General features: G+C 39.8%; 19 protein-coding genes. 16 read left to right on the plus strand and 3 right to left on the minus strand.

Annotated elements, in window-relative coordinates; genetic code table 11:
• Nucleotides 1-92 precede the first annotated feature (92 nt).
• The 7 genes from topA to C7972_RS02870 all read left to right on the plus strand — a co-directional run bounded on the left by topA (nt 93) and on the right by C7972_RS02870 (nt 9,829).
• Nucleotides 93-2,582 carry a type I DNA topoisomerase gene (topA, locus tag C7972_RS02840; RefSeq protein ID WP_110354667.1) on the plus strand — a complete coding sequence of 830 codons (2,490 nt, stop codon included), beginning with the start codon at nt 93-95 and terminating at the stop codon, nt 2,580-2,582.
• A gap of 1 nt (nt 2,583) precedes the next feature.
• Nucleotides 2,584-3,741, plus strand: a complete 1,158-nt coding sequence (locus tag C7972_RS02845) for a formimidoylglutamase (RefSeq protein WP_110354814.1) — start codon at nt 2,584-2,586, stop codon at nt 3,739-3,741.
• A 116-nt stretch (nt 3,742-3,857) separates the two neighbouring features.
• Nucleotides 3,858-5,213, plus strand: coding sequence for a gliding motility lipoprotein GldK (gene gldK / locus C7972_RS02850; protein ID WP_110354668.1), 1,356 nt, complete (start codon nt 3,858-3,860; stop codon nt 5,211-5,213).
• Nucleotides 5,214-5,299: 86 nt separating this feature from the next.
• The gene (gene gldL / locus C7972_RS02855) at nt 5,300-5,950 is read left to right on the plus strand and encodes a gliding motility protein GldL (RefSeq protein WP_110354669.1); all 651 of its coding nucleotides are present in this window, start codon (nt 5,300-5,302) and stop codon (nt 5,948-5,950) included.
• 58 nt (nt 5,951-6,008) lie between these two features.
• Nucleotides 6,009-7,577, plus strand: coding sequence for a gliding motility protein GldM (gene gldM, locus C7972_RS02860; RefSeq protein ID WP_110354670.1), 1,569 nt, complete (start codon nt 6,009-6,011; stop codon nt 7,575-7,577).
• A 103-nt stretch (nt 7,578-7,680) separates the two neighbouring features.
• Nucleotides 7,681-8,583: a gliding motility protein GldN gene (gldN, locus tag C7972_RS02865; protein ID WP_110354671.1), complete on the plus strand. Its 903-nt coding sequence runs from the start codon at nt 7,681-7,683 to the stop codon at nt 8,581-8,583.
• Nucleotides 8,584-8,767: 184 nt separating this feature from the next.
• Complete coding sequence (locus C7972_RS02870) at nt 8,768-9,829, plus strand: FAD-binding oxidoreductase (protein WP_110354672.1); 1,062 nt, start codon at nt 8,768-8,770, stop codon at nt 9,827-9,829.
• Here the strand turns inward: C7972_RS02870 and C7972_RS02875 are convergent.
• The gene (locus C7972_RS02875) at nt 9,813-10,205 is read right to left on the minus strand and encodes a DUF983 domain-containing protein (protein ID WP_110354673.1); all 393 of its coding nucleotides are present in this window, start codon (nt 10,203-10,205) and stop codon (nt 9,813-9,815) included. The genes C7972_RS02870 and C7972_RS02875 overlap by 17 nt on opposite strands.
• Nucleotides 10,206-10,270: 65 nt before the next feature.
• On the opposite strand from C7972_RS02875, the gene C7972_RS02880 reads away from it, so the two are divergent.
• From C7972_RS02880 to C7972_RS02910, 7 genes are all read left to right on the plus strand, one after another.
• Entirely contained in the window at nt 10,271-12,187 is a 1,917-nt protein-coding gene (locus C7972_RS02880) for an ABC-F family ATP-binding cassette domain-containing protein (protein WP_110354674.1), read from the plus strand.
• Nucleotides 12,188-12,355: 168 nt separating this feature from the next.
• A complete protein-coding gene (locus C7972_RS02885) occupies nt 12,356-13,234 on the plus strand; it encodes a hypothetical protein (RefSeq protein ID WP_110354675.1) in 879 nt (292 codons plus the stop codon).
• A gap of 12 nt (nt 13,235-13,246) precedes the next feature.
• Entirely contained in the window at nt 13,247-14,152 is a 906-nt protein-coding gene (locus tag C7972_RS02890) for a hypothetical protein (protein ID WP_110354815.1), read from the plus strand.
• A gap of 165 nt (nt 14,153-14,317) precedes the next feature.
• Nucleotides 14,318-15,457, plus strand: coding sequence for an efflux RND transporter periplasmic adaptor subunit (locus C7972_RS02895; protein WP_110354676.1), 1,140 nt, complete (start codon nt 14,318-14,320; stop codon nt 15,455-15,457).
• On the plus strand, nt 15,454-18,750 hold the full coding sequence (locus C7972_RS02900; protein ID WP_110354677.1) for an efflux RND transporter permease subunit: 3,297 nt from the start codon (nt 15,454-15,456) through the stop codon (nt 18,748-18,750). Before C7972_RS02895 ends, C7972_RS02900 begins: the two co-directional genes overlap by 4 nt.
• 4 nt (nt 18,751-18,754) lie before the next feature.
• Complete coding sequence (locus C7972_RS02905) at nt 18,755-20,119, plus strand: TolC family protein (RefSeq protein WP_110354678.1); 1,365 nt, start codon at nt 18,755-18,757, stop codon at nt 20,117-20,119.
• 76 nt (nt 20,120-20,195) lie between these two features.
• Nucleotides 20,196-20,378 (plus strand): CPXCG motif-containing cysteine-rich protein, encoded by a 183-nt coding sequence (locus C7972_RS02910; RefSeq protein WP_110354679.1) that lies wholly within the window; start codon nt 20,196-20,198, stop codon nt 20,376-20,378.
• A 212-nt stretch (nt 20,379-20,590) separates the two neighbouring features.
• Here the strand turns inward: C7972_RS02910 and C7972_RS02915 are convergent, their stop codons facing one another.
• Nucleotides 20,591-23,305, minus strand: a complete 2,715-nt coding sequence (locus tag C7972_RS02915; protein WP_110354680.1) for a pitrilysin family protein — start codon at nt 23,303-23,305, stop codon at nt 20,591-20,593.
• Between the two features lie 163 nt (nt 23,306-23,468).
• Between C7972_RS02915 and C7972_RS02920 the strand changes: the two genes are divergently transcribed.
• Nucleotides 23,469-24,500 (plus strand): SUMF1/EgtB/PvdO family nonheme iron enzyme, encoded by a 1,032-nt coding sequence (locus C7972_RS02920; protein ID WP_110354681.1) that lies wholly within the window; start codon nt 23,469-23,471, stop codon nt 24,498-24,500.
• A gap of 47 nt (nt 24,501-24,547) precedes the next feature.
• Nucleotides 24,548-25,096 (plus strand): YceI family protein, encoded by a 549-nt coding sequence (locus tag C7972_RS02925; protein ID WP_110354682.1) that lies wholly within the window; start codon nt 24,548-24,550, stop codon nt 25,094-25,096.
• A gap of 67 nt (nt 25,097-25,163) precedes the next feature.
• Here C7972_RS02925 and C7972_RS02930 read toward each other — a convergent pair whose 3' ends face one another.
• A complete protein-coding gene (locus C7972_RS02930; protein WP_110354683.1) occupies nt 25,164-26,033 on the minus strand; it encodes an AraC family transcriptional regulator in 870 nt (289 codons plus the stop codon).
• Nucleotides 26,034-26,139 lie beyond the last annotated feature (106 nt).

The following is a 26,139-nucleotide window of genomic DNA, read 5'->3' on the forward strand; positions in this document are numbered from 1 at the left end:
CCTTAAATTAGGGGTGTTTTTTTATGGTGGCACAAATGAAAGCCCATTAAATAAAAAAATTGGTATACTTTTGTGTCACCAAAAACTAGTTAATGGCAAAGAATTTAGTAATCGTAGAGTCCCCGGCTAAAGCAAAAACAATTGAAAAATTTTTAGGAAAGGATTATAAGGTAGAGTCCAGTTTTGGACATATTGCCGATTTGCCTTCCAAGGAATTAGGAGTGGATGTGGAGAATAATTTTGCCCCTAAATATATTGTTGACAAAGATAAAAAGGCCCTTGTTAAAAAACTCAAGGATTTGGCGGACAAGGCAGATACCATATGGTTGGCCAGTGATGAGGACCGCGAAGGGGAGGCAATTTCCTGGCATTTGGCAGAGGAGTTGAAATTGGACAAGAATAAAACGAAGCGGATAGTTTTTAACTCTATAACCAAATCGGCCATTCAGAAGGCTATTGAGAATCCTAGGGAAATTAATTATGATTTGGTGAACGCCCAACAAGCAAGGAGGGTTTTGGATAGATTGGTGGGGTATGAACTTTCTCCAGTCTTATGGAAAAAGATTAAACCTGGATTATCTGCAGGTAGGGTTCAATCCGTTGCGGTGAGATTGATTGTGGAAAGGGAGCGGGAAATAGAAGCTTTTAAGCCGGAAGCGGCTTTTAGGATATCGGCCGAGTTCAAAACCAATGAAGGGAGTATATTCACGGCCAAATTAAATAAGACCTATGCCAGCCAGAAGGAGGCGGAAGCTTTCTTAAAGGAAAATATAGGAGCTAATTTTTCCGTTGCTTCCCTGGATAAGAAACCGGCCAAAAAATCGCCGGCGGCCCCATTTACAACTTCAACACTACAGCAGGAAGCTTCAAGGAAATTGTATTTTTCGGTTTCAAGGACCATGCAGGTGGCACAACGCTTGTACGAGGCGGGGTTAATTACCTATATGAGAACGGATAGTGTTAACCTATCCAAGGATGCTATAGATGCGGCAAAGGATGCCATTATTAGTAACTACGGCAAGGAGTACAGTAAGGTTAGGAATTTTACCGGAAAATCCAAAGGAGCGCAGGAGGCCCATGAGGCCATCCGCCCTACGGAAATGACCAATCAGTCCCCTTCATTGGAAAGGGATCAATCCAAACTCTACGAGCTTATCTGGAAGCGTACCCTGGCCTCACAAATGAGTGATGCGGAATTGGAGCGTACCAATGTCAAAATAAAGACCAATACACATAAGGAAGAATTTACCGCTAACGGGGAGGTAATCAAATTTGATGGTTTCCTAAAGGTATATTTGGAAGGCACGGATGAAGAAGATATAAGTGAAGAACAGGAAGGGATGCTTCCCGCAATGAAGGAAGGCGAAAAGCTCATTAACAATTATATAACTGCAACAGAGCGTTTTTCCAGGGCACCTTATAGGTTTACGGAAGCCTCTTTGGTTAAAAAACTGGAGGAGCTTGGAATAGGAAGACCTTCTACCTATGCGCCTACAATTTCCACGATCCAGAATAGAGGCTATGTGGAAAAGGGCACCATAGAAGGCACCGAAAGAAATTATGTACAGCTACTTCTGAAATCCGATAAACTGACCACTAAGGATTTAAAGGAAAATGTAGGCTCCGATAAGGGGAAAATGGTGCCTACGGATATAGGAATTATTGTAACCGATTTTTTGGTAGGACATTTTGAAACAATTTTGGATTATCATTTCACTGCCAAAGTGGAAGAGGATTTTGATGAGATCGCTTCAGGTGATGAGGATTGGCAAAAGGTTTTGAAGGATTTTTATGGGGATTTTCACCCCAAGGTCTTGGATGTGGAGGAAAATGCGGACAGGGCCAGTGGAGAACGTATTTTGGGTACCGACCCTAAGTCGGGAAGACAGGTTTCGGTTAGGTTGGGCCGCTTTGGGCCTATGGTACAGGTGGGTACCGTAGATGATGAGGAAAAACCCTTGTTTGCAAGCCTGTTACCGGACCAGTCCTTAAATACCATTAGCTACGAAGAGGCTATGGACCTGTTTAAATTACCGCGAAAGCTAGGTGTTTATGAAGGGGAGGACGTGGAGGCCAACGTGGGTCGCTTTGGTCCCTATATAAGGTTTGGTAAAAAATTTGTGTCCCTGGGCAAGGACGAAAATGCCATGGAGATAGATATGGATCGGGCCGTGGAACTTATCAAGGAAAAACAAAAGGCCGATGCCCCTATTGCAATTTATGAGGATAAGGAGGTTACCAAAGGGGTTGGAAGATTTGGTCCATTTATAAAATGGAACGGAATGTTTATTAATGTTAGTAAGAAATACGATTTTGATACCCTGTCAAAACAGGATATTGAAGAGATTATAGAGGCCAAAAAACAAAAGGAAATTGATAAGTTGATCCAGGAATGGCCAGAAGAAGGTATACGAATAGAAAAAGCGAGATGGGGAAGGCATACCATAATTAAGGGCAAGGTTAAGGTGGAGGTCTCCAAAGATGTGGATGCCACTAAGATTTCCCTTAAAGCTGCTCAGGAATTAATTGAGAAAAAGACACCTAAGAAAAAAACAAAAGCAAAACCTAAGGCTAAGAAATAATATGGCATTCGATTTTTTAGTACCCGTAAGTGACAGGGTATTGGCCCACTGCGAATTACTTCCGGCCCAAGCATTGGGGAAACACGTTTACATGCACACTGCCCGGCATGGTCTTCCGGTGCTGGCCAATGTAAGTGTAGCTATACTAGGGGTCAATGAATCTAGAAATGCTTTTGAAAAAAAACCGGAGCGCCTGGATATTTCCGAAATAAGGCTACAATTGTATAATTTAATGATGGGGAACTGGAATTCCTCCATCGTGGATTTGGGAGATATAGAGGAAGGAGAGACCGTAGAGGACACTTATTTTGTGGTCAAGGAAATAGTTGCCGGCTTGCTGGAAGAAAATATTATCCCCATTGTCATTGGAGCAACCCAAGACCTTACCTATCCTACATATAGGGCTTTTGACGGACTTAAGAATATGGTTAATCTGGTTTCCATAGATAGTAGGTTCGACTTTGGGATGGATGAAGACCTTATTTCCTCCCATTCCTATATGAGTAAAATAATTACCGACAAGCCCAACAATCTTTTCAATTTCTCCAATATTGGTTATCAAAGTTATTTTAATTCCCAGGAAGAATTGGACCTTATGGAGCGACTTTTCTTTGATTCCTATAGGTTGGGCGAATTAATTTCCAATATTACCCTGGCAGAACCTGTACTAAGAAATGCCCATGTGGTTAGTTTGGATGCCCGTGCCATACGTGCTGCGGATATAGGATATTCCCGAAACTTTTCTCCCAACGGTTTTAATGGAAGGGAAATATGTGCCATCGCAAGATATGCCGGAATTAGCGACAATGTATCCGTATTTGGGATTTACGAATGCGAGAATAGCAATCAGGCCTTTCAACTTGTTGCCCAAATAATATGGTATTTTATAGAGGGCCTAAACTTTAGGATTAAAGAGACTCCCAATAGTAATAGTAACGACTTCACCAAGTATACCGTACCTACAGAAGATGAGTCCCTTGTCTTTTATAAAAGTCATCTCAGCGAAAGATGGTGGGTAGAGGTACCTTCAATTTTAACTTCACATACTAAAACAAATTCACCCGCGTTATTACCATGCACTGAGTTGGATTATCTGGATGCATGTAATCAAAATATTCCTGAGCGGTGGTTTAAAGCCTACAAAAAAGGGTTTAATTGAAATAATAAATTTAGGGTATAAAAACAAATTTTATACAATAAATTATTTAAAAATAAGTTTTAGAGAATAATACTTGTGTTTGCATTTATAATCATAATCGAAATTTAACCTAACGTATGAAGAAGCTATTGTTGTCATCTATAGCATTTGTTTTTTTACTCTCAAGTTGTGGGTCCAAAACAAAAGGAGAGCTGGTCGGAGCTCAAGGAAAAAAGTGGTATCCCGAAAAACCCTATGGTATGGAATTGATCCCTAGAGGAGCATTCATCATGGGTAAGAGTGAGGAAGATCAGGCTAAGGTACTAAATGCCCCGACAAAGACTGTAACTGTTCGATCTTTCTACATGGATGATACCGAAATTACGAATAGTGAATATCGTCAATTTGTAGAATGGGTAAAGGATTCCATTGCAAGAACCCGTTTGGCTATTTTGGCCGATGAGTTGGGATTGGGACCTGAAGATGGTGGTATAGGGGATTATGCCTTTAAGGATGCCGATACTACAAGATTGTCTGCCTACGATAAGTACATGCTGAACAATTATGCAGGTATGGGAGAAACAGGCTACGAAGGCAGGGCATTGGACAGGAAACAAGACCTAATTTGGGATACTTCCAAATATCCGGATGAGTATTATGCCGAGGTAATGGATTCATTGTATATCTCTCAGGAGGAATCCTATAATGGCCAACGTCATATAGATGTAACCAAATTGAAATACAAATATACCTGGATGGATATTGAGGCTGCGGCCCGTGCCAAAAAGGGGAGTAGAAAAGATTTCATAAAACAGGAAGAATTGGAAATATATCCGGATACTACGGTATGGATAAAAGATTTTTCATATTCTTATAATGAACCAATGCACAACGATTACTTCTGGCATGATGCCTATAGTGATTATCCTGTTGTTGGGGTTACGTGGCAACAGGCCCAGGCTTTTTGTAACTGGAGAACAAAATTCAAGAACGACGATCAAAAAAGTAGGGGCAAGCAATTTGTCAACCGCTTTAGATTGCCAACAGAAGCGGAATGGGAATATGCGGCCAGAGGGGGTATAGAAGGTGGTACATACCCATGGGGTGGTCCTTATGTGATCAGCGATACGGGTTGTTTTATGGCCAACTTTAAACCACAGCGTGGGGATTATGCGGCGGATCAAGCGTTGTACACGGTAGAGGCCAAAGCCTATGAGCCCAACGATTATAACCTTTATAATATGGCGGGTAACGTTTCCGAATGGACCAATAGTAGCTATGACCCAAATTCATATGAATATGTGTCTACCATGAACCCAAATGCGGAATCTACCCAAAATGCAAGAAAAGTTATTAGAGGTGGATCTTGGAAAGATGTTGCTTATTTCCTACAGGTAAGTACCAGGGATTATGAATACCAGGATTCGGCACGTAGTTATATCGGTTTTAGAACCGTACAGGATTACATGGGAGAGGAAGACTCTACCAATTAGGATATAAAATAAAGAAGACCTTTATATTTGAATCAAACGATAAACCAAATACTTATTATTAACATTACTTAATTAAATTTAAAATTATGGCACAGTCAAAATCAACTAAGAAATTATTTAACATGGCCTATGGGCTTGGTGCATCTGTAGTAATTATAGGAGCATTATTCAAGATCCTTCACTGGCAATTTGGCCCACTTACGGGAGGATTGTTATTGGCAATCGGACTTATTACCGAGGCATTAATTTTTGCTATCAGTGCATTTGAACCAGTAGATGACGAGTACGATTGGTCATTGGTATACCCAGAATTAAACGGAGGTGCTTCTTCGGGAAAATCAAATTCCAAAGCTGAAATAAAGGAGGCAGAAGCTTCTTTGTCCAAAAAATTGGATGAATTGTTAAAAGAAGCCGGTGTAGATGCCAGCCTTATGGAAAGTCTTGGATCTAGCATTAGAAACTTTGAAGGTGCAGCCAAGGGTATAGCTCCAACTGTTGATGCTATGGAATCTACCAAAAAGTATTCCGATGAAATGGTACAAGCTGCCGCTCAAATGGAATCTTTGAACAGTCTTTACAAAGTACAATTGGAAAGCGCAAGCAGACAAGCATCCATCAATGAGGAAGTAGTACAGAATTCAAGTGCCCTTAAAGAGCAGATGGAGTCTTTGGCAACCAACCTTTCTTCTTTGAACGGAGTATACGGTGGTATGTTATCTGCAATGAATAGAAACTAATTAGTTACCATTCAATAACCAAACCCAAATCAATTAATAATTAAAACTAATTAGAAAAATGGCAGGAGGAAAAGCAACACCACGTCAGAAGATGATCAACCTAATGTACTTGATCTTCATCGCGATGTTGGCCTTAAATATGGGAAAAGAAGTTCTATCGGCTTTCGGTCTTATGAACGAAAAGTTAGAAGCTTCTAACATAAAAACCACGGAAAACAATATGGCTTTCCTAAGTGGTCTTGAAACTAAAGCATCTGAAAATGCTGAAAAATTTGGCCCTCTTTTGGAGGATGCCAAGAAAATAAAGGAATTGTCTGCAGAGTATTACCAATATTTGGAAAACTTGAAAAAGGAGATGATGGCCGATGTTGAGGATCCTAAAGATTATCAAGTAATGGACAAGACCGATTATTTGGATCAGCGTTTTTTCCAGGGAGACCAACTTGGTGCGGATGGAAAAGAGTTTTTGGACCGCTTGGTCAACTATCGTACTCAGATTACCGCTGTAATGCCTAAAGAATTGGAGTCTGTAAAGTCTTCCGTAAAATCTAGGTTCGAAACCGGTGATGAGAATGGCAAGGTTGAAAAGAGGGACGGGACCAAGCAAGATTGGTTAAACTATAACTTTGAAGGATATCCTTTGGTAGCCTCCTTAACCAAGATTACTTCGCTTCAGGCAGACGTAAAAGCTACTGAGGAAGATGCCTTAAAGGCAATGTTGCAAGGTCAGTTGAGCAGTGAGGTTTCCATGACCAATTATACCACTTTGTTGGAGCAGGAAAAATCTGCTTTTTATGCAGGTGAAAAATTTGCAGGAAATATTGTGTTGGGTCGTAAAGATGCCACTACAAAACCTAATGAAGTTAACTTGACCCTAGATGGAAGAAAGTTAAGTGAAGGAACCGATTATGTAATCGAGGACGGTAAGGTAAGGTTGACCGTAAGTGCTGGAAGTGCTGGTGATCATAAGATTGAAGGTAACTTGGTGTTTATGCAGGATGGAGAGCGTACAGAAGTGCCAGTATCCTCTACATTTGCCACTATTACCAAACCAAATGCCGCAGTTATTTCAGCTGATAAGATGAACGTTGTTTATCGTGGTGTTTCCAATCCTATAACCATTTCCATTCCTGGTATTCCGGATAATAATGTTACTGCATCCGCTCCAGGGCTTAGTAAGCAAAGTGGAAGTAAATACGCTATGAATCCTGGTAAAGGAAGAACGGTTTCCATTACTGCTTCAGGTAAGTTGCCCGATGGACAAATGATCAAAACTTCTTCTGAGTTCAGAATTAAGGATATTCCAAGACCTTCGGGATCTGTAAGAGGAGAATCCGGAAGTGCTAGAATGGGTAAAAACAACTTGGAGATCTCTACTATTGGAGCTTTGTTGGAAGACTTTGATTTTGACCTTAACCTTGCGGTTAGTGGATTCAAATTTAAAGTGCCAGGACAGCCAACTGTAGATGTAAAAGGTAACAAATTGGATGCTAGAGCCAAGTCTGCCCTTAAAAGAGCAAGCCGTGGTGATGCCGTTCAGATTTTTGATATCGAAGCTTATATTACAAACAATAAAAGCTATAAGCTTAAAAAGGTATCTCCTGTTGTTGTGGAGATAACAAACTAGTAAAAATGTAGTGAATGGCCGTGGTAAATTGGAATGTTTGCCATGGCCGATTTACCAGTCCGACTTTAGTGGGACTGAAGACTAAAAAAATAAATTTAAACAGATGAATTGGAAAAATGTTTTATTAATTGGAGTAGTGGTCCTGTTGCCATTGTCTATTTCCGCCCAGGCAAATATTTTAAATGCCAAATTACCGGAAGAGATAGGTAAGAAGACCCAGGCGCAGATCGAGAAAGATAATGATGCTCCTTTACCTTACGCCTATGTGGACGACAGGGATATTCTCTGGTCCAAAACCGTTTGGGAGGTAATCGATTTGGACGAGCGTGTTAACTTTCCACTCTATTATCCTTTGGACACCATTGATATAGGCCCGGATAGAAGGTCCTTATACGATGTGTTGATCAAAAACATTAAAAATGGAAAATTGGAGGATGTTTATGTGGACTCCTATTTTACCGAAAAAAGAAAGTTTAGCGATTTGGCTGCAACTTTGCAGAAAGTGGATACAACAGATTACGGATATGAGCAATATAATGCCGGGGAGCCTATTTCTCCAGAATATATTAACCGTAGGAACCTTACCGCTGCCGATTTGGAGGAGTACCTTATTAAAGGAATATGGTATTTCGATAAAAGATTGGGCGAATTAAAATACCGATTGTTGGGTATTGCACCTGTTGCTCCGGATGTTAACTTCATAGATGATGAGTCTATGGATTTGGCAGAGGCAAAAGTTCCATTGTTCTGGGTTTGGTATCCTAGTGCAAGACAAATATTACATGAAGCCAAAGTGTTTAACCAACGTAATTCCGCACAGCCTATTTCTTTTGATATGTTGCTGAACGCAAGAAGATTCAATGCAACGATCTACAAAGAGGATAACGTGCATGGAGACCGTGAGGTTAAGGACTATATAGCTGATAATGCCTTGTTTCAATTATTGGAATCCAAACGAATTAAGGAGGTTATCCGAGATAGGGAACAAGATATGTGGGCCTACTAGCCTTAATAATATTCCAATTCACATATAAAGTTATGCGCCACATCCTAGGATGTGGCGCTTTTTTTTAAATGGTTTTGCGGAAGGTTTTGTCATTTGGCCTTATTGTGTAGTAATATTATTTGGACGATTATGATTATTATTTCAATTTGATGAAGATTCAAAATTCCTTCTCTACTTTTGTAAAATGGTAGATTATCTAATTGTGGGGCTGGGCTTGGCCGGTATTTCCTTTGGTGAGGTATTGGAGAGAAATAAAAAGTCGTTTAAAGTAATCAGTGATGAATCCCAAACTTCTTCCGTGGTAGCAGGGGGGCTATACAACCCCGTTACCCTTAAGCGATTTACAATGGCATGGAATGCCAAAGAACAATTGGACCTGGCCATTCCCTTCTATTCCGAATTGGAAAGTAAATTAAATATCCAATTGGATTACAAGATTCCTATCCTAAGGCGTTTTGCCAGTATCAACGAACAGAATCTTTGGTTCGAGGCTTCGGACAAGCCTAATTTAAGTCGTTTTATGGGGCCAAAATTACTTCCAAATGATAATCCGCACATTGATGCTCCCTTTGGCTATGGGGAAGTGTTGCATACGGGTAGGATAGATACCTCTGTTTTGGTATCGCAGTACAAAAGGTATCTGGCAGAACACAATTTAATACTTCGGGAATCCTTTGATTTTGAAGCGCTGAAACAACAGGGTGGATTTGTGGAATACCGTGGTTTAAAGGCTAAAAATATAGTTTTTGCTACAGGGTATGGCCTAAAAAATAATCCGTATTTCAATTATCTGCCACTCAACGGTACAAAAGGAGAATTGTTGACTATCAAGTCCCCAAGCTTAAAGGAGGAAAGGGTTATAAAATCCTCTGTTTTTATTATTCCTTTAGGTGAGGATCTATATAGGGTAGGAGCAACCTACAAATGGAAGGACAAGAGTAATACGCCCACTGAAGAATGCAAACAGGAGCTCCTGCAAAAATTGGACACCTTTTTAAAATGTCCTTATGAAGTTGTTGACCACGTAGCGGGGATTAGGCCAACGGTAAGTGATAGGAAACCACTTGTAGGCAGGCACCCAGAGTATGAAAACATGTATTTATTTAATGGTTTGGGTTCCCGAGGGGTCATGATCGCACCAATGGCTTCCATGCAGCTATATGCCCTAATTGAAAAAAAAGAGGCGCTAGTGCCCGCAATGGACCTATCCCGTTTTACCAAGAAGCATTTTAGGAACCTATCTTAGTACTGGCCTTGGGATCGTATTTTATAAAGAAATTAATCCATATATTTCGCGAAACCCTAATAATAAAAGGCATAAATACGATCATTGTCACAATAATGGCAATAAAAGTGTTTATCAAAGTGGCTTTGAAAAATAAAAAGGCAATTACGAAAGTGGCTACGGCAAAGGCTACACCTACGCCATAACTAACATACATGGCACCGTAAAAAAAAGAGGGTTCTATTTTGTATTTGGTTCCACAATGGGAACAACGCTCGTTCATTTTAAAGATATTGCCCAGATGATATGGGTTTTTGTCCTGATACATACTCTCTTCATGACATTTAGGACAAGTTCCTGTTAAAATGCTGTAGAGTTTGTTTCCTTTTTTTAACATTTGCAAAAAGTTTCTACAAAATTACATTTTTGTAGCATTAATTAGTGTAACATTAGTCACCAAATATGCTTAATATCCACAATCTCTCCGTTTCTTTTGGAGGAGAATATCTGTTTGAAGAAATATCCTTCCGTTTAAATTCCGGGGATCGGGTTGGTCTAATAGGAAAAAACGGAGCGGGTAAATCTACTCTTTTGAAAATTTTATCGAAAGATATGCCCATAGATTCGGGAACTATTGCCTCGGACAAAGATATTAAAATGGGGTTCCTACGACAGGATATCGATTTTGATTTGGGCAGGACGGTCCTTGAGGAAGCACATCAGGCCTTTGAGGAGATCAAGGCCTTGGAATTGAGGTTGGACGAAATTAACCATCAGCTAGCGGAACGTACCGATTATGAAAGTGAGGCCTATAATCAATTGATCATAGACTTGAATGATGTAACCCACCATTATGAAATATTGGGAGGTTACAATTATCAGGGCGAAACGGAAAAAGTATTATTGGGACTGGGTTTTAAACGCGAGGATTTTGATAGGAAAACCGAAACCTTTTCCGGTGGTTGGCGAATGCGGATAGAATTGGCAAAGCTATTGTTGCAGAGCAATGACGTGCTTTTGTTGGATGAACCAACAAACCACCTGGATATCGAATCAATAATTTGGTTGGAGAATTTCCTGAAGAATTACCCAGGGGGGGTAATGATTGTTTCCCATGATAAAATGTTTTTGGATAATGTTACCAATAGGACTATTGAAATATCCCTGGGAAGAATATATGATTACAATAAACCCTATTCCAAATACCTGGTACTGCGGAACGAAATAAAGCAACAGCAATTAAATGCCCAAAAAAATCAAGAAAAGGAGATTCAGCAGGCCGAAAGATTGATTGAAAAGTTCAGGGCCAAATCCACCAAAGCCTCCATGGCACAATCGCTGATCAAGAAGCTCGATAAAATGGAGCGGATTGAGGTGGACGAGGACGACAATAGCGTAATGAACTTGAGATTTCAAATTTCGGTTACGCCGGGCAAGGTTGTAACCGAAATAGAAGGTTTATCCAAGAGTTATGGGGATAATCATGTGCTAAAGAAAATAGACCTGTTAATAGAACGGGACTCCAAGACCGCTTTCGTAGGACAAAATGGTCAAGGGAAATCCACTCTGGCAAAAATAATAGTGGGAGATTTGGACCATAAGGGGCATCTAAAATTAGGGCATAATGTACAAATTGGTTATTTCGCGCAAAATCAGGCAGAATATTTGGACGGTGAAAAGACTATTTTGGACACCATGATAGATGCAGCCAATGAAAAGAACAGAAGTAAGGTTAGGGATATATTGGGTTCTTTTTTATTCAGGGGCGACGAGGTTGAGAAATATGTGAAGGTACTGTCCGGAGGTGAACGGAACAGATTGGCCCTTGCCAAAATGTTACTACAGCCTTTTAATGTGTTGGTAATGGATGAGCCAACAAACCATTTGGACATCAAATCCAAGAACGTCCTTAAGCAGGCCCTTCAAAATTTTGATGGAACCTTGATATTGGTGAGTCACGACCGGGATTTTTTACAGGGACTGACCAACAAGGTATATGAATTTAAGGATGGTGGCATTAAAGAATATCTTGGGGATATAGATTTCTATTTGGAACAGCGGAAAGTGGAAGATTTCCGAGCCATAGAAAAGAAGCAAACGGTAGTCCAGAAGAAAGAAAAAAAACAGGAGAAACATATCGATTTCGAAGATCAAAAAAGGATTAAATCCCTAAAAAATAAGCTCAGTTCAACGGAAAGCGATATTGCCCGCTTGGAAAAGGAGATAGCCGGAATTGATCATGACCTACTAATGAATTACGATGCAACGATTGCAAAGGCCAATTTTTTCGACTCTTATCAGAAGAAAAAAAAGAACCTGGAAAGCCTAATGAAAACTTGGGAAAATATTACTTTGGAACTGGAAGAATTCTCTTTGTAGGAAAAAAACCAGGGAATTTAAATTTCTTTCACCACAACTTTTTACACTTTCACAACAAATACGGGGGTCTTGAACGTTTTTCATCGATTATTTTTGCTGTTTATCGAACAATAATCTTATTTTGTAAGGTAATTCTTATTCCTTAAATTAGGGTAAAAAGTGAAAATTATGAAAAAAAGCATACTTATGCTATTTGTGGTTTTAATTGGACAACTTTTGTCAGGGCAGGTTACCGACCTGGAAAAGAATGTGCTTATAGACCTTTATAACAATACCAAGGGCGAGTCTTGGATAAAAAGTTGGGATCTAAATGCCCCGGTTTCTACCTGGGAAGGTGTTACCCTGGAGAACAATAAGGTAGTTTCCATTAACCTAATGAACAATAACCTTGGGGGGAGCATACCAAATTCCATAGGAGATCTAAAGAATTTAAAAGTATTGAATCTGGCCCTAAATAATATTGGAGGGTATATTCCGGAAAGTATTACGGATTTGAAAGAATTGGCTGTACTTAGGTTGGGGAAAAATAAGATGACAGGTTCAATTCCCAAAAATATCGGGAGCATGGAAAAGCTACTTGTATTGGATCTTTTTTACAACGACCTTTCTGGCGAATTGCCACAAAGCATGGGCGGGATTAAAGGGTTAAGGGTAATTTTGCTTTCCCATAATGGCTTAAGTGGCTCAATTCCTTTGACCTTTGGAAATTTAAAAAATTTAGAGCGTCTGGAATTGGGTGATAATAATTTTGGTGGTGTGGTGCCAGACAGTCTGGATAATTTGACCAACCTTAAAATGCTTGTTTTGGCGGAAAACAGATTTAGGGGAGAATTCCCTGGCGATATCTTGGATCTTCCCAACCTAAAATTGGTGCAACTTCAAAACAATAGATTCGGTAAAAGTGATTTCAGTGCTGATGCCGGGAGTAGTAAGTTTGCCCTTTTTGATTATGATGGCAGTAATCATAGAAATTTTGATTTTAACAAAATTAATAGTAATAAGGACGTAAGAACGGCCGATACCAGATTTGAGGATAGTTTTAATTAAATGAACGCGTATATGATACTACAGAAATTAACAAGAGCTTGCATTTTATTGGTGTTTGTATTTTGTTTTGTATTTACTGCAACGGTAAATGCCATGGTTCCAAAAAGCGAAAAAAACGTACTATTGGAACTTTATAAAAGTACCCAAGGCCAAAAATGGAATAATACATGGGATGTTGATGCCCCTGTAGACAGTTGGTTTGGAGTAAAAGTGTATAATGGGCATGTTGTGGAGATTAACCTGTTTAGGAACAACCTTGTGGGTAGTATACCCGAAAACATAGGGGATCTAAAGCATTTGGTAAGTCTAAACCTTGCCTTCAACACCATAAGCGGAGAAATTCCGAAAACTATAGCCCAGTTAAGCAAATTGGAGGTGTTGAAACTGGAAATGAATAGGCTGGAAGGTGAGATACCCTCAGAAATAGGGAATATGGAATCATTGGTAAAACTTTCGGCATTCAATAACTTCCTAAGTGGGAAAATACCTGAAAGTCTTGGAAACATTCAAACTTTAAAGGAGCTTAACCTATCCAGTAATAATCTTACGGGTCGTATTCCAAATTCCTTGGGGGAGCTTTCAAGATTGGAGAGTTTGGGACTTTTTGAAAATAAATTGTATGGTTCTATTCCTGGAGAATTGGGAAAATTGGGAAATTTAAAGGAGTTGGTACTGGCGAACAATGAACTTGGCGGGGAAATTCCAAAAGAGTTTGGACAATTGGCAAGCCTTAAAGTACTTCAAATTCAGAATAACAATATCTTTTCTTTCGATAATATGGAAGGCTTGGACTCAGATCAGTTCCTTGTTTTTGATTATGATAGGGAAGAAGTAAAAAAAGACAATCAATACAAAGATTTTGATGCTGTTAAATCAAGGATGGCAGATACGAAGTTTGAGGATGAAATGGAAGACTAGTAATTGTTTAAAAATAAGTTGGTTTGGTTAAAAGGAATACAAATTGTATTCCTTTTTTGTTTTGTTTTTTGATTATCCCCGTATTTCGGAACTTTAAGATACATTTAACAAGAATCCCTTAAACTAATAGATAGTTTTGCAGTCAAACCAACTTATAGACCCTTTATGAATTCTAGAAAAATTGCATTATCTATTATTGGAGCTCTCCTAATAATAGGCTCCTTCTTTGGTGCAAAATATATTATAAATAGCAAGTCCACTCCAAAACCACGGCCGGAAAAAGTGGTAAAAACGGTTATTGTAGAAACTGTCAAGAATGGCAATGTGCCAATTATTGTTCCCGCAAACGGAAATCTCGTGGCTAAAAGAAGGGTGGAACTCTATGCTGAGGTCCAAGGTGTTTTTAAGCCTGGGAACAAATTATTTAAACCAGGACAGGAATATAGGGCAGGTGAAATACTAATAAGAATTGACGCTGCCGAATATTATGCCAACGTTCAATCTTCCAAAAGTAATTTATACAATTTAATCACTTCTATAATGCCCGATCTTCGATTGGACTATCCAGAGGTATTTAATAAATGGCAAACATTTTTGGCCAATTTTGACATCGACAAAAGTGTTCCTTCTCTTCCTGAAATGACTTCGGACAAGGAAAAATATTTTATTTCGGGACGAGGAATTCTGACCAATTATTACACTGTAAAGAATTTGGAGCAGCGATTGGCCAAGTATACTATTGAAGCGCCTTTTAATGGGGTTTTGACCGAGGCATTGGTCACTGAGGGTACCCTGGTCAGATCTGGTCAAAAATTAGGGGAATTTATCAATACCAATGATTATGAGCTCGAAGTTGCCATTAGTAAAACTTACAGCGATTTACTGAGTGTTGGCGAAGTGGTGGAGTTAAAAAGTATTGATAGGAACCTAACCTACCAAGGGAAAGTCACGAGGATAAATGGCCGGGTAGATTTGGCTTCACAGACCATTACGGCTTTTATAGAGGTGAAGGACCCGGACCTTAAGGAAGGGATGTACCTAGAGGCCCACCTTAAGGCCAAGGAAGAGCCAAATGCCATTGAAATAGATAGGAGTTTATTGCTGGAAACCGAAGAGATATTTGTGGTACGGGACTCCGTATTGGATTTGATACCGGTGAAACCGGTTTATTTTTCGGATAACAGCGTAGTTTTAAAAGATGTGCCAGACGGAATAACAATCCTATCCAAACCTGTAATGGGTGCCTATTCCGGTATGTTGGTAAAAGTATTTAAGGACCAAGAAACCAACGATCAGGACCTATGAGGAATATTATAGCCTATTTTATTAAGTACCATGTAGCCGTTAATGTAATAATTTTGGCTTTCCTCATTTTCGGTATTGTTGGGGCATTATCGTTAAAATCTTCATTTTTTCCTTTAACAGATTCTAAAAATATTACTATAAATGTCACCTATCCAGGTGCTTCGCCCCAAGAAGTGGAAGAGGGCATTGTTCTCAAGATAGAAGATAATTTAAAAGGATTGGAAGGGGTAGATAGGGTTACTTCCACTTCAAGGGAAAATAGTGGAGTCATAAATGTGGAGATTGAAAAGGGCAGGGATATAGACTTTATGCTCCTTGAGGTTAAAAATGCGGTAGATAGGGTGCCTTCATTTCCAACGGGTATGGAGCCCTTGGTAGTTTCCAAACTGGAGACGGTGAGGCAAACCATTAGTTTCGCCATCAGTGGTGAGGATATTAGTTTGTCCGCCTTAAAACAAATTGGCAGGCAGGTAGAGAATGATATCAGGGCCATGGAAGGTATCTCCCAAATCAATATTACCGGATATCCTGCAGAAGAAATAGAGATTGCCGTAAATGAAAATAGTCTTTTGGCCTATAATGTTTCATTTGACGAGGTAGCGCAGGCCGTATCCAATGCAAATATCCTGGTTACTGGGGGCAATATTAAGACCAACGCAGAGGAATTCCTTATTAGGGCCAACAATAGGTCCTATTATGGCAATGAATTGTCCAATGTGATCGTCAGGGCCAATGCGTCAGGGCAAACAGTGCGCCTAAAGGATGTAGCGGTTATTAGGGATCGGTTTTCCGAAACGCCCAATGCTACCTACTTTAATGGGAATCTAGCAGTGAATATAGCTATTACCAGTACCAATACAGAGGATTTAATAACCTCATCGGAAAAGGTAAAGGATTATATAGAGCAGTATAATCAAAAGCATAACAATGTAAAGTTGAGCGTAATAAGTGATCAGTCCATAACACTTACGCAACGAACCCAATTGTTGACAGAGAATGCCATAATGGGGATGATACTGGTGCTCATCTTTCTTTCACTGTTTCTAAATACGAGGTTGGCATTTTGGGTGGCCTTCGGCTTACCGGTGGCTTTTTTGGGAATGTTCGTCTTTGCCGGTTTTTTCGATGTAACCATCAATGTTTTGTCGCTTTTTGGAATGATTATCGTTATTGGGATCTTGGTGGATGATGGTATTGTAATAGCCGAAAATATTTATCAGAATTACGAAAAAGGCAAACCCCCCATTCAGGCTGCGGTAGATGGTGTTATGGAGGTGTTGCCTCCAATAATCTCAGCTATCATAACCACGATTTTGGCTTTTTCCATTTTCCTGTTCTTGGATAGTAGGATAGGCGAATTTTTTGGGGAGGTCTCGGTAATTGTAATTTTAACCTTGGTGGTGTCCTTGGTTGAGGCTTTAATAATTTTACCTGCGCATTTGGCCCATTCCAAAGCCCTTCAGCCTTTGGATAACAAACCTAAAGAAGGAATAGCCAAGGTATTTGCAAAATTGAGGGTTATCAATGAATGGGGCGATAGCCTTATGGTATGGATGCGGGATAAATTATATGGTCCAGTACTGCGTTTTTCCCTTCGCTACAAAATATTGATGTTCTCTATTTTCGTAATGTTGCTATTTTTAAGCTTTGGTTCCATTGGGGGTGGAATTATAAGAACTTCATTTTTTCCACGGGTGGCAAGTGACCGAGTTTCCGTAGACTTGTTAATGCCTAACGGGACACATGAAAGGGTAACCGATTCCATTATTAGCTTAATTGAGGAAAAGGCCAAAATCGTGGACCAAGAGCTAACGGAAAAGTACTTAAAGGGCAGTGGTAAAAAGCTTTTTGAAAACATGATCCGGAAGGTGGGGCCTGGCTCCTCCACCGCCTCTTTGGATATTAATCTCTTGCCAGGGGAAGAAAGACCGGACGCGATTAGGTCGGACTTGATTACCAATAGATTACAGGAATTGGTAGGTCCGGTTATTGGAGTTGAAAGTCTGATATATGGTTCTGGCGGCAATTTTGGGGGCAGCCCCGTCTCGGTTTCCCTATTGGGCAATAATATAGGGGAATTGAAAGAGGCGAAAAAAGAGCTTAAGGAAATCTTGCAAAATAATGCCCTTTTGAAGGATGTGGCGGACAATGATCCGGCTGGAATAAAGGAAATAAGATTGGAGCTGAAGGAGAATGCCTATCTGATGGGGTTAGACTTGAGAAGTGTTATGAATCAGGTACGGGCCGGATTTTTTGGAGCCCAAGCGCAACGCTTTCAACGTGGGCAGGATGAAATTCGCGTATGGGTTCGTTACGACCGTTCCGATAGGTCATCCATCAATGATTTGGATAATATGAGAATCAGTACTCCCAATGGAAGTAAGGTTCCGTTAAAGGAAATTGCCAGTTACGTAATAGTTAGGGGGGATGTTGCCATTAATCATTTGGAGGGTCAGCGCGAAATTCAGGTTTCTGCGGATATTAAAGATGATAAGACCACTAGTGCCACCGATATTATGAACGAAATAAGGACCGTTATCATGCCGGATATACATTCTAGATATCCCACTGTAACAGCATCCTATGAAGGTCAGAACAGGGAGACTGCTAAGCTTTTTGGGTCTTTAAAATTTGTTGGCCTATCCGTTTTGCTCTTGATCTATATTACCATAGCCTTTACCTTCAGGAGTTTTAGTCAGCCCCTTATGTTGATTGTTTTGGTGCCCTTTAGTATCACTGCAGTTGCCTGGGGACATTGGATCCATGATTTCCCCATTAATGTTTTGTCCATGCTGGGAATTATAGCCTTGATAGGAATAATGGTAAACGATGGCTTGGTGCTTATTGGAAAATTTAATGGCAATCTTAGGGAAGGGATGAAATTTGATGATGCCATTTATGAAGCTGGTAAATCTAGGTTTAGGGCTATATTTTTAACTTCTATAACGACCATTGCCGGTTTGGCACCCTTGCTTTTGGAAAAAAGTAGACAAGCACAATTTTTGAAGCCAATGGCCATATCCATTGCCTATGGCATTGGGTATGCAACCGTATTGACATTATTGATGTTGCCTTTGTTCCTAGCTTTTAGCAATAAAGTTAAGGTAGGTTCCAAATGGCTGATTACGGGGAAAAAAGTGACGAAGGAGGAGGTAGAACGGGCCATAAAGGAACAAAAGGAAGAAAGTCATATGCAAAGTTTCGAAAAATATGAGCAAAATGGTCATTCTCGGGTAATATCAACAGCTATGGAAGATGAAACCGTAATATCTAACAAATTGGAAGACAAATAAGTAAATGGGGTATAAATATATTATTACAGGCCTGCTAATCGGTTTTTACGGAGTTGTCAGTGCCCAAGAGGGCTTATTGTCTAAGGAGGCTGCCATATCAATGGCTCTGGAAAACAATTTTGGTATTAAGGTGGCCAAGAATCAGGTGGCAATTGCAGATAATAATTCGAGTATCCTCAATTCAGGTTACTTGCCCAGACTCACAGGTACAGCTGGTGCTACCTACAACGAACTGAATAGCAATACCGAGTATCCGGGCCAATTTGAATCCAGTGGTAGCCCAAGGGCTGATTTGGAGATAAATGATGCGGAATCCCAAGCCTATAATGCCGCTCTTAGTTTAAACTATACCTTGTTCGATGGAATGGGCAGGCTCTATAATTTTAAAAGATTAAAGGAGCAGTATCAACTGACAGAGCTGCAAGCAAGGGAAACCATAGAAAATACGATTCTACAATTATTTAGTGTGTATTATGAGATTGCTAGGTTGACCGAAAATGAGAATGTTTTGAGACAGGCTCTTGAAATTTCCAAAGACAGGATCAAAAGAGCGGAATATTCTTTTGAATACGGACAGAATACCAAATTGGACATCCTTAATGCGCAAGTGGATGTTACCAATGATAGTATTAGTTTAATGAACGTGAAACAGAGTTTGGCCAATACAAAAAGGGATTTGAATGTGGTACTCAATCAAAATCTCAATGAAACATTCGTAGTGGATACCTTGGTAAGTTTTATTCCTAAATTGGAGTTGGAGGACTACATTGCCCAGTTCAAAGAAAACAATGTATCCATACTTCAGACAGAACGCAACTTGACCATCAACGAGTATGATATTAAGGTGAACAGATCGGGCTATTTGCCCTCAGTGGGATTAAGCGGTAGCTACGGTTGGAATTTGAACCAAAGTGCTGCAACTTCATTTCTCCCTGGTCAGATTATACCAGGAAGCAATAGGAATAGTTTAAATTTGGCTTTAGGAGCCAACCTTACATGGAATTTATTTGACGGGGGAGGAACAACCGTAAGGTTGAAAAATGCCAAGATAGCCTATGAGAATCAGGAAATATTCAAGGAGCAAGTAATGCTTGAAGTGGATAGGGATATTTTGAATGCCTTGGAAATCTATGAAAACAGATTGCAGATTTTTAAAATCCAGGAACAGAATGTTGTGACCAATCGAAATAATTTTGAACGCTCCAAGGAACAATTTCAATTAGGACGTATAACATCCATAGAGTTCAGGCAGGCACAAATAAACTTGCTCAATGCACAGACCAATAAAAATTTGGCAAAATACGATGCCAAGTTGGCGGAATTACAACTCTTGCAATTAACAGGGCAGTTGTTGTCGGTGGAGTTTTAAGATTTTTATATTCCGTTCAATACGAAGAAAGCAGACTTATACAGCTACTTAGTTGAGCTAATTAAACGTTTGATCCATGTACGAACACTTCTTTCAATGTCCCTATTGTTGGGAAGGGATATCTATGTTATTGGATCCATCCGTTTCCCGGCAGACCTATGTGGAAGATTGTGAGGTTTGTTGTAATCCTATATCCGTAACCCCGGTTTTTATTGAAGGGGAGCTACTTTCTTTTGAGGCTCTGGATATTGGACAATAATATGTTTGGAGAACTTATGTCCCCATAAAAAAGACAGCCTAAATACGATAATTTAAACTGTCTTTTTTGAGGCCCGTATTAGAGTCTAAATTTATTAGTGAAACTCAATTTTGAGAAGTCGGTAAGACGCACTTAAAATTGCGAGTGGAACTAATCCCGCCTTTTTCGGCGGGATCTAGGTTCAATACCTCTACCCTGAGGTTTAATACCTTTTATTTCTTATAATCCCCTGCATTTATTACCGTCCAATTCTCGAAGGGTTTAATGTATTTATGAATGGCATTGTTGATATCGCTTATGGTTAAATTCTTCACTTTTTCTTCCAGGTTTTTTTGGAATTCCATAGTGCGATCGTAATAAATGTTGTTGTTTAATAGATTGGCCAGTTCCGCATCCTTGGCCCTGGAAACATTTTCCTCCTGCACCCAGCCATTTACGGCATTCTTCAATTCTTCCTCTGTAATGCCATCTTTAATGAATCTATCCAATTCCTCTTTAAACCCTAATTGCACCTTTTCATAGTTCTCCGGGGCGTATATGGCGTATAGGTACATGGATGAGTTTTGGTCGTCCACATTGGAATCGGCTTGGAATCCAGCACCGGCACCATAGCTAACACCGTCTTTCTGACGTAGCCTATCCGCTATCCTCGAATTTAGAAAACCGCCGCCCAGGATGGTAACCGCCATATTTAAGGCGGCATAATCTTCATCGTCCTGGCTAATTTTAACCTTAAGGTTTCCAAGAGTCATGGCATTTTTTTTGTCAGGGGTAAGTATGTCTTCATTTACTTTTTGGGAATCAGTAAATGGATCCTCTATTCTGGCGTAAGTATTTTTGCTCTTGAAGTTGGCAAACTCTTTTTCCATGTAGGTTTTTAGTTGTTCTGGTTGCATATCCCCTATACCAACCAGAATGGACTTGCCCAAACCGTAAAACGCCTTGTGGAACTTTTTAATATCTTCTATGTTGATTGCCCTAATAGCCGCTTCCTCTTCTTCAACCGACATGGCGTATAGGGGATGCCCTTTGGGAAAGGTGTTGTTTATCTGGGATAATCTTTTGGAGGCCAAAAATTGTGGTTCCGTCTTATTGCTTTCCAAATAGGCCAAAGACTCGGTTTTTAATTTTTCCAATTCTGCAGCTTCGAAGGATGGGGTTTTGAGCATTTCCGACATCAAGGCCAATGTGGCCATAAGGTTGTCTTCAGTAGAAACTACATTGGCATAGACATTCCCGTTACTGGCCCTGAAGGACACCGAAGATTTTAATTTGCTCAGTTCATCCTCTATCTGTTGTCTGGATTTGGAGCGGGTACCTTTGTTCAGCATACTTGCGGTAAATGAAGGTACAACCCCTTTGTTTTTAAGGGATTCCTCGTTACCATTTCTTATACTGAAACTAAGCCTAACGGTTTTGCCCCGATTATTCTTTTTAATAATACCATATGCAATTCCGTTGGAAAGTTGGCCCTGGTCCAATCTGGATTGAATGGCATCATAGGAAACATCAAAGGCCTCACCCGTACCCATATCTTCTTTACCTTTGTAGTCCGATACAAGGGCGTCGAGATTTTGGGTGTGCTCAATCTCTACTCTTTCAGGTTTTTTGGTAGGATTGAATCTGCCTATGGTTCTATTGGTGGTAATTAGGTATTTTTTGGCCACTTCATTTACTGCTTCAAGACTGGCGTTTTCAATTCTATCCCGTTGTATAAATGCTAAACGCCAATCGCCTCCACCGATAAATTCGCTCATATAAGTTCCCAAATACGAAGAATTCCTAAAGATTTGATCGGTTCGTTTTAAAAGATTGGCTTTGGCACGATCCAATTCCTCCTGGGTGATAGGTGTGGTTTTTACCGCATCCAATGTTTCCTTTAGTACTTTTTCCACTTCGTCCGCATTTTTGTCCGAAGGCACATCTACGTTGATATACAAAAATCCGGGTTCTTTGGTGAATGGGGAAAAAGACCAAAGCGAAGAGGCTTTCTTGGCCTCGATCAAAGCTTTGTAGAGCCTTCCGGAAGGCTCATCGGTAAGGATGTTTTCTATGATGGAAACGGCAGCATAATCCTCATGTGAACCTGCTGGGGTATGGTACATGGCGGAAACTATTTGTAGATCGCCAACACGGTTTAGTTGAACCGTTTTTTCCCCATCCTGTGCCGGCTCTTCGGTATAGGATTCCCTTAGTGGGGTAGAGGGCTTCACAATTTTACCAAATTTTTTTTGGATCAAGTCAAGTGTTTTGGCTTCGTCAAATTTTCCGGTAACCATTAAAACTGCATTGTCCGGGCGGTAGAATTTTTTATAAAATGCCTGTAGGTTTTCTATAGGGACACGTTCTATGTCCGATCTATTCCCAATAGTGCTGTTGCCATAGTTGTGCCATATATAACCGGCATTGATGACGTTCTGCATTAGAACCCTTGAAGGGTCGTTTTCACCACTTTCAAATTCATTCCGTACCACACTGAATTCCGATTCCAAATCTTTTTTGGCAATATATGAATTCACCATACGATCTGCCTCTAGGTCCAAGGCCCAATCCAGATTTTTATCAGTGGCATTAAAGGTTTCAAAGTAGTTGGTCCTGTCGTACCAGGTGGTTCCATTGGGACGGGCTCCATGTGAGCTTAATTCTTTGGGGATATCAGGATGGTTGGGAGTGCCTTTAAAAACCATGTGCTCCAAAAGGTGGGCCATGCCTTTTTCCCCATAACCTTCATGTCTGGAGCCTACCAGATAGGTAATATTAACGGTAATGGTCTGAGAGGAATTATCGGGAAATAACAATACTTTAAGCCCGTTATCCATTTTGTATTCCGTTATTCCCTCTACGGAGGCTACCTTTTGTAATTGCCCAAAGGAAAGACTACTGTATGTCAGGAATAGTAGTATGAGTGATATGCTTTTTATTTTCATGGTAGTGTAGTTTTTTTGATATTCAATAATACAAAAATTAAAAGGTGTTTTATGAGTTGTAACCTTAGAAATTTTGAGTTTTGGATGTATATTGCAAGATAGGGATGGCTCTTTAGAAAAAATGTAATATTTTTAGCCCTTCAACCTAAACTAAATATTTAAAATGCTAAGTATAGCTCCTAGATTATCCAATCTACCACTTTTCAATTTTCTCGCATTGAGTTTATTACTGATTTCCTTGCAGTCCTGTAAATCGGGACAGGCGGTTACGGCCTCCTCGGATAATAAAATTCAGGTTTCAGAAGTGATTACGGAGAAAATTCCGGCTACCGATATTTCTTTTGACATGGTATTGATTCCTGAGGGGACATTCAAAATGGGAAGTCCGGAGAACCAAGTGAACAGAAAGGCAGATGAAGGTCCTATGAAAACTGTTGAACTGGATGCCTTTTACATGGGAAAATATGAACTGGGCTGGGAGGTTTTTGAGTTGTTCTTCAAGCAGAACAAGAATTTGTTCGAGAGTTTGGAAGCAGATAGGCTAAATGGCATAGATGCCATTACACGGCCCAGTCCTCCATATGAGGATCCTTCCTATGGTATGGGAAAGGTTGGGTATCCTGCAATAAGTATGTCAGCCTATTCGGCATTGGTGTTCTGCAAGTGGTTAAGTACCGTTACGGGAAGATTCTATAGATTGCCAACGGAAGCCGAATGGGAATATGCTGCCAAGGCCGGAACCAATACGGCCTATTCCTTTGGGGATGATATTTCCAAAATTGATGAATATGCCGTGTATTATAAAAACTCCAATAACCAGTACGCCAAGATGGGAAGTAAACTGCCCAACCCTTGGGGTTTGTATGATATGCACGGAAATGTCTCGGAATGGACCTTGGATGAATACAAGGAAAATGCTTTGGCCATTACCGAATCCAAGAACCCTTGGGTAAAACCTACCGTAATCCATCCCAGGGTATACAAAGGTGGGTCTTGGGACGATGATGCAAAGGCACTTAGGTCGTCCGCTAGGATGGCATCCAGCTTAAAATTGCAAAAGAGGGATCCACAGATTCCAAAAAGTTTTTGGTGGAACACCGATTCCAATTTTATTGGATTTAGATTGGTGAGTCCAAAAGTTCAACCCTCAAAAGAGGAACAAAAACAATTTTGGCAAACTGTGTTGGACGAGTAGAACTACCAAGGGAACCCCTATTGTAAACCAATCATTAAATTAAAAAGATGAAAAATATACTGTTCATATTATTGTCATTGCTGGTTTTTACCGGATATGCCCAAGAATCATATACGTTGTCCAAAGAAAGTGTCCTCAAAATCAATGGTTCGTCTACCATTCATGACTGGACTGTGACGGCCAATTCACTGCAGGGGTCCATGAAAATGAAGGATGGTACTGTAAAGAATTTGTCGTTGCAAGTTGGGGTATCCGAAATAAAAAGTGAACGTGGGGCGGCCATGGATAAAAAGATGCATGCCGCCTTAAAGATGGAGGAGCATCCTGAAGTATCCTTTAAATTTCAAGAAATCAAGAAAAATTCCGAATCGGAAAATGCTTATGAGATTCATGGGATGCTCAATATAGCTGGTGTTGAAAAAGCTGTCACAATTGCTTCCGAATTAAAGGAAGAAGGTGTGAATTATATTTTTAAGGGAAGTAAGGAGATAAAGTTACAGGATTTTAATATGGAACCTCCTACGGCAATGTTTGGCCAGATTATAGTGGGGGATAATGTCACTATCGATTTTGATCTGGTATTTGCCAAGGGCTAGGGCAACGTTAAGTTGCCCGTTCGGATAGTTAAGGGGGTTGGTTTAAATATCAATAATTGTTGGGGCGTTATTTCTTTGACTGTTCTTCCCGAAAACTTCCAGGGGTCTTTCCAGTATGGCTTTTAAATATTCTCGTAAAATAGGACAGGTTCTCCAATCCGACCTTTTCCGCAATTTGCTTCAGGGAATTGTTGGTGGAAAGCAACAACAATTGCGCCCTTTCAATTCGCTTGGATTGAATGTATTTATTGGGCCGCATCCCAAAATTTTCATTGAAGATCCTAGAGAAATAATCGGTGTTTAAATGACAAAACTCGGCCAACTGGCTCACTGTTAAACTTTCGTGGAGATTCTCATGGATATAGTTAAGAACCATACCAAATTCCTTTTTTACATTGTTCTTTACGGACAAGGAGTTGGTATCCTTTATGAATCTGGATAGCAGGATCTCTAAAATGGCATGGGTTTCCATGAATTCCGAAGGACTTAATTCTTCATTCTTCTTTTCAAAGTCCATTAGGGTAGGTCTGTTATCATATACTTTTGGGTTGTAATTTTCCAATTGCCTATTAGGATTTATTTCCAACAATCGCTTAAAGTAATATAGGTCCATGGGGTTTGCCTCCAAGTCGTAATCAAAACTACCAAAATTGAAAATGGAATATCCACTTTTTAATTCTTCCAAACAGCATATGTAATATTGTTCATGATATACATCGCATTTATACCTGCCAAAAGTATAACTCGGTATTAGATATATGTGGCCAGGCTTCAATTCAATGGCTTCATTACTGTGATATATCATGGCTTTTCCTTTGGTAATATAATAGAGTCTGATAAATGGGCTAATAACATCATCATAGTCCCATAGAGGGTCCAGTTTGGCATAGCCTACGTTTAATAATGACAACTTTAGAGATTGAAGTATTTTGGACATGATTAATATTTTGTCGGATTTGGAGTAATGGTTATAAATGGATATTTAAACACCTAATTTAGTGCAAAATGTAGGATAAATTATATATTGTTGAAATAACAATGTC

This window comes from Arenibacter sp. ARW7G5Y1, from assembly GCF_003201775.1.
Classification (GTDB): Bacteria; Bacteroidota; Bacteroidia; order Flavobacteriales; family Flavobacteriaceae; genus Arenibacter.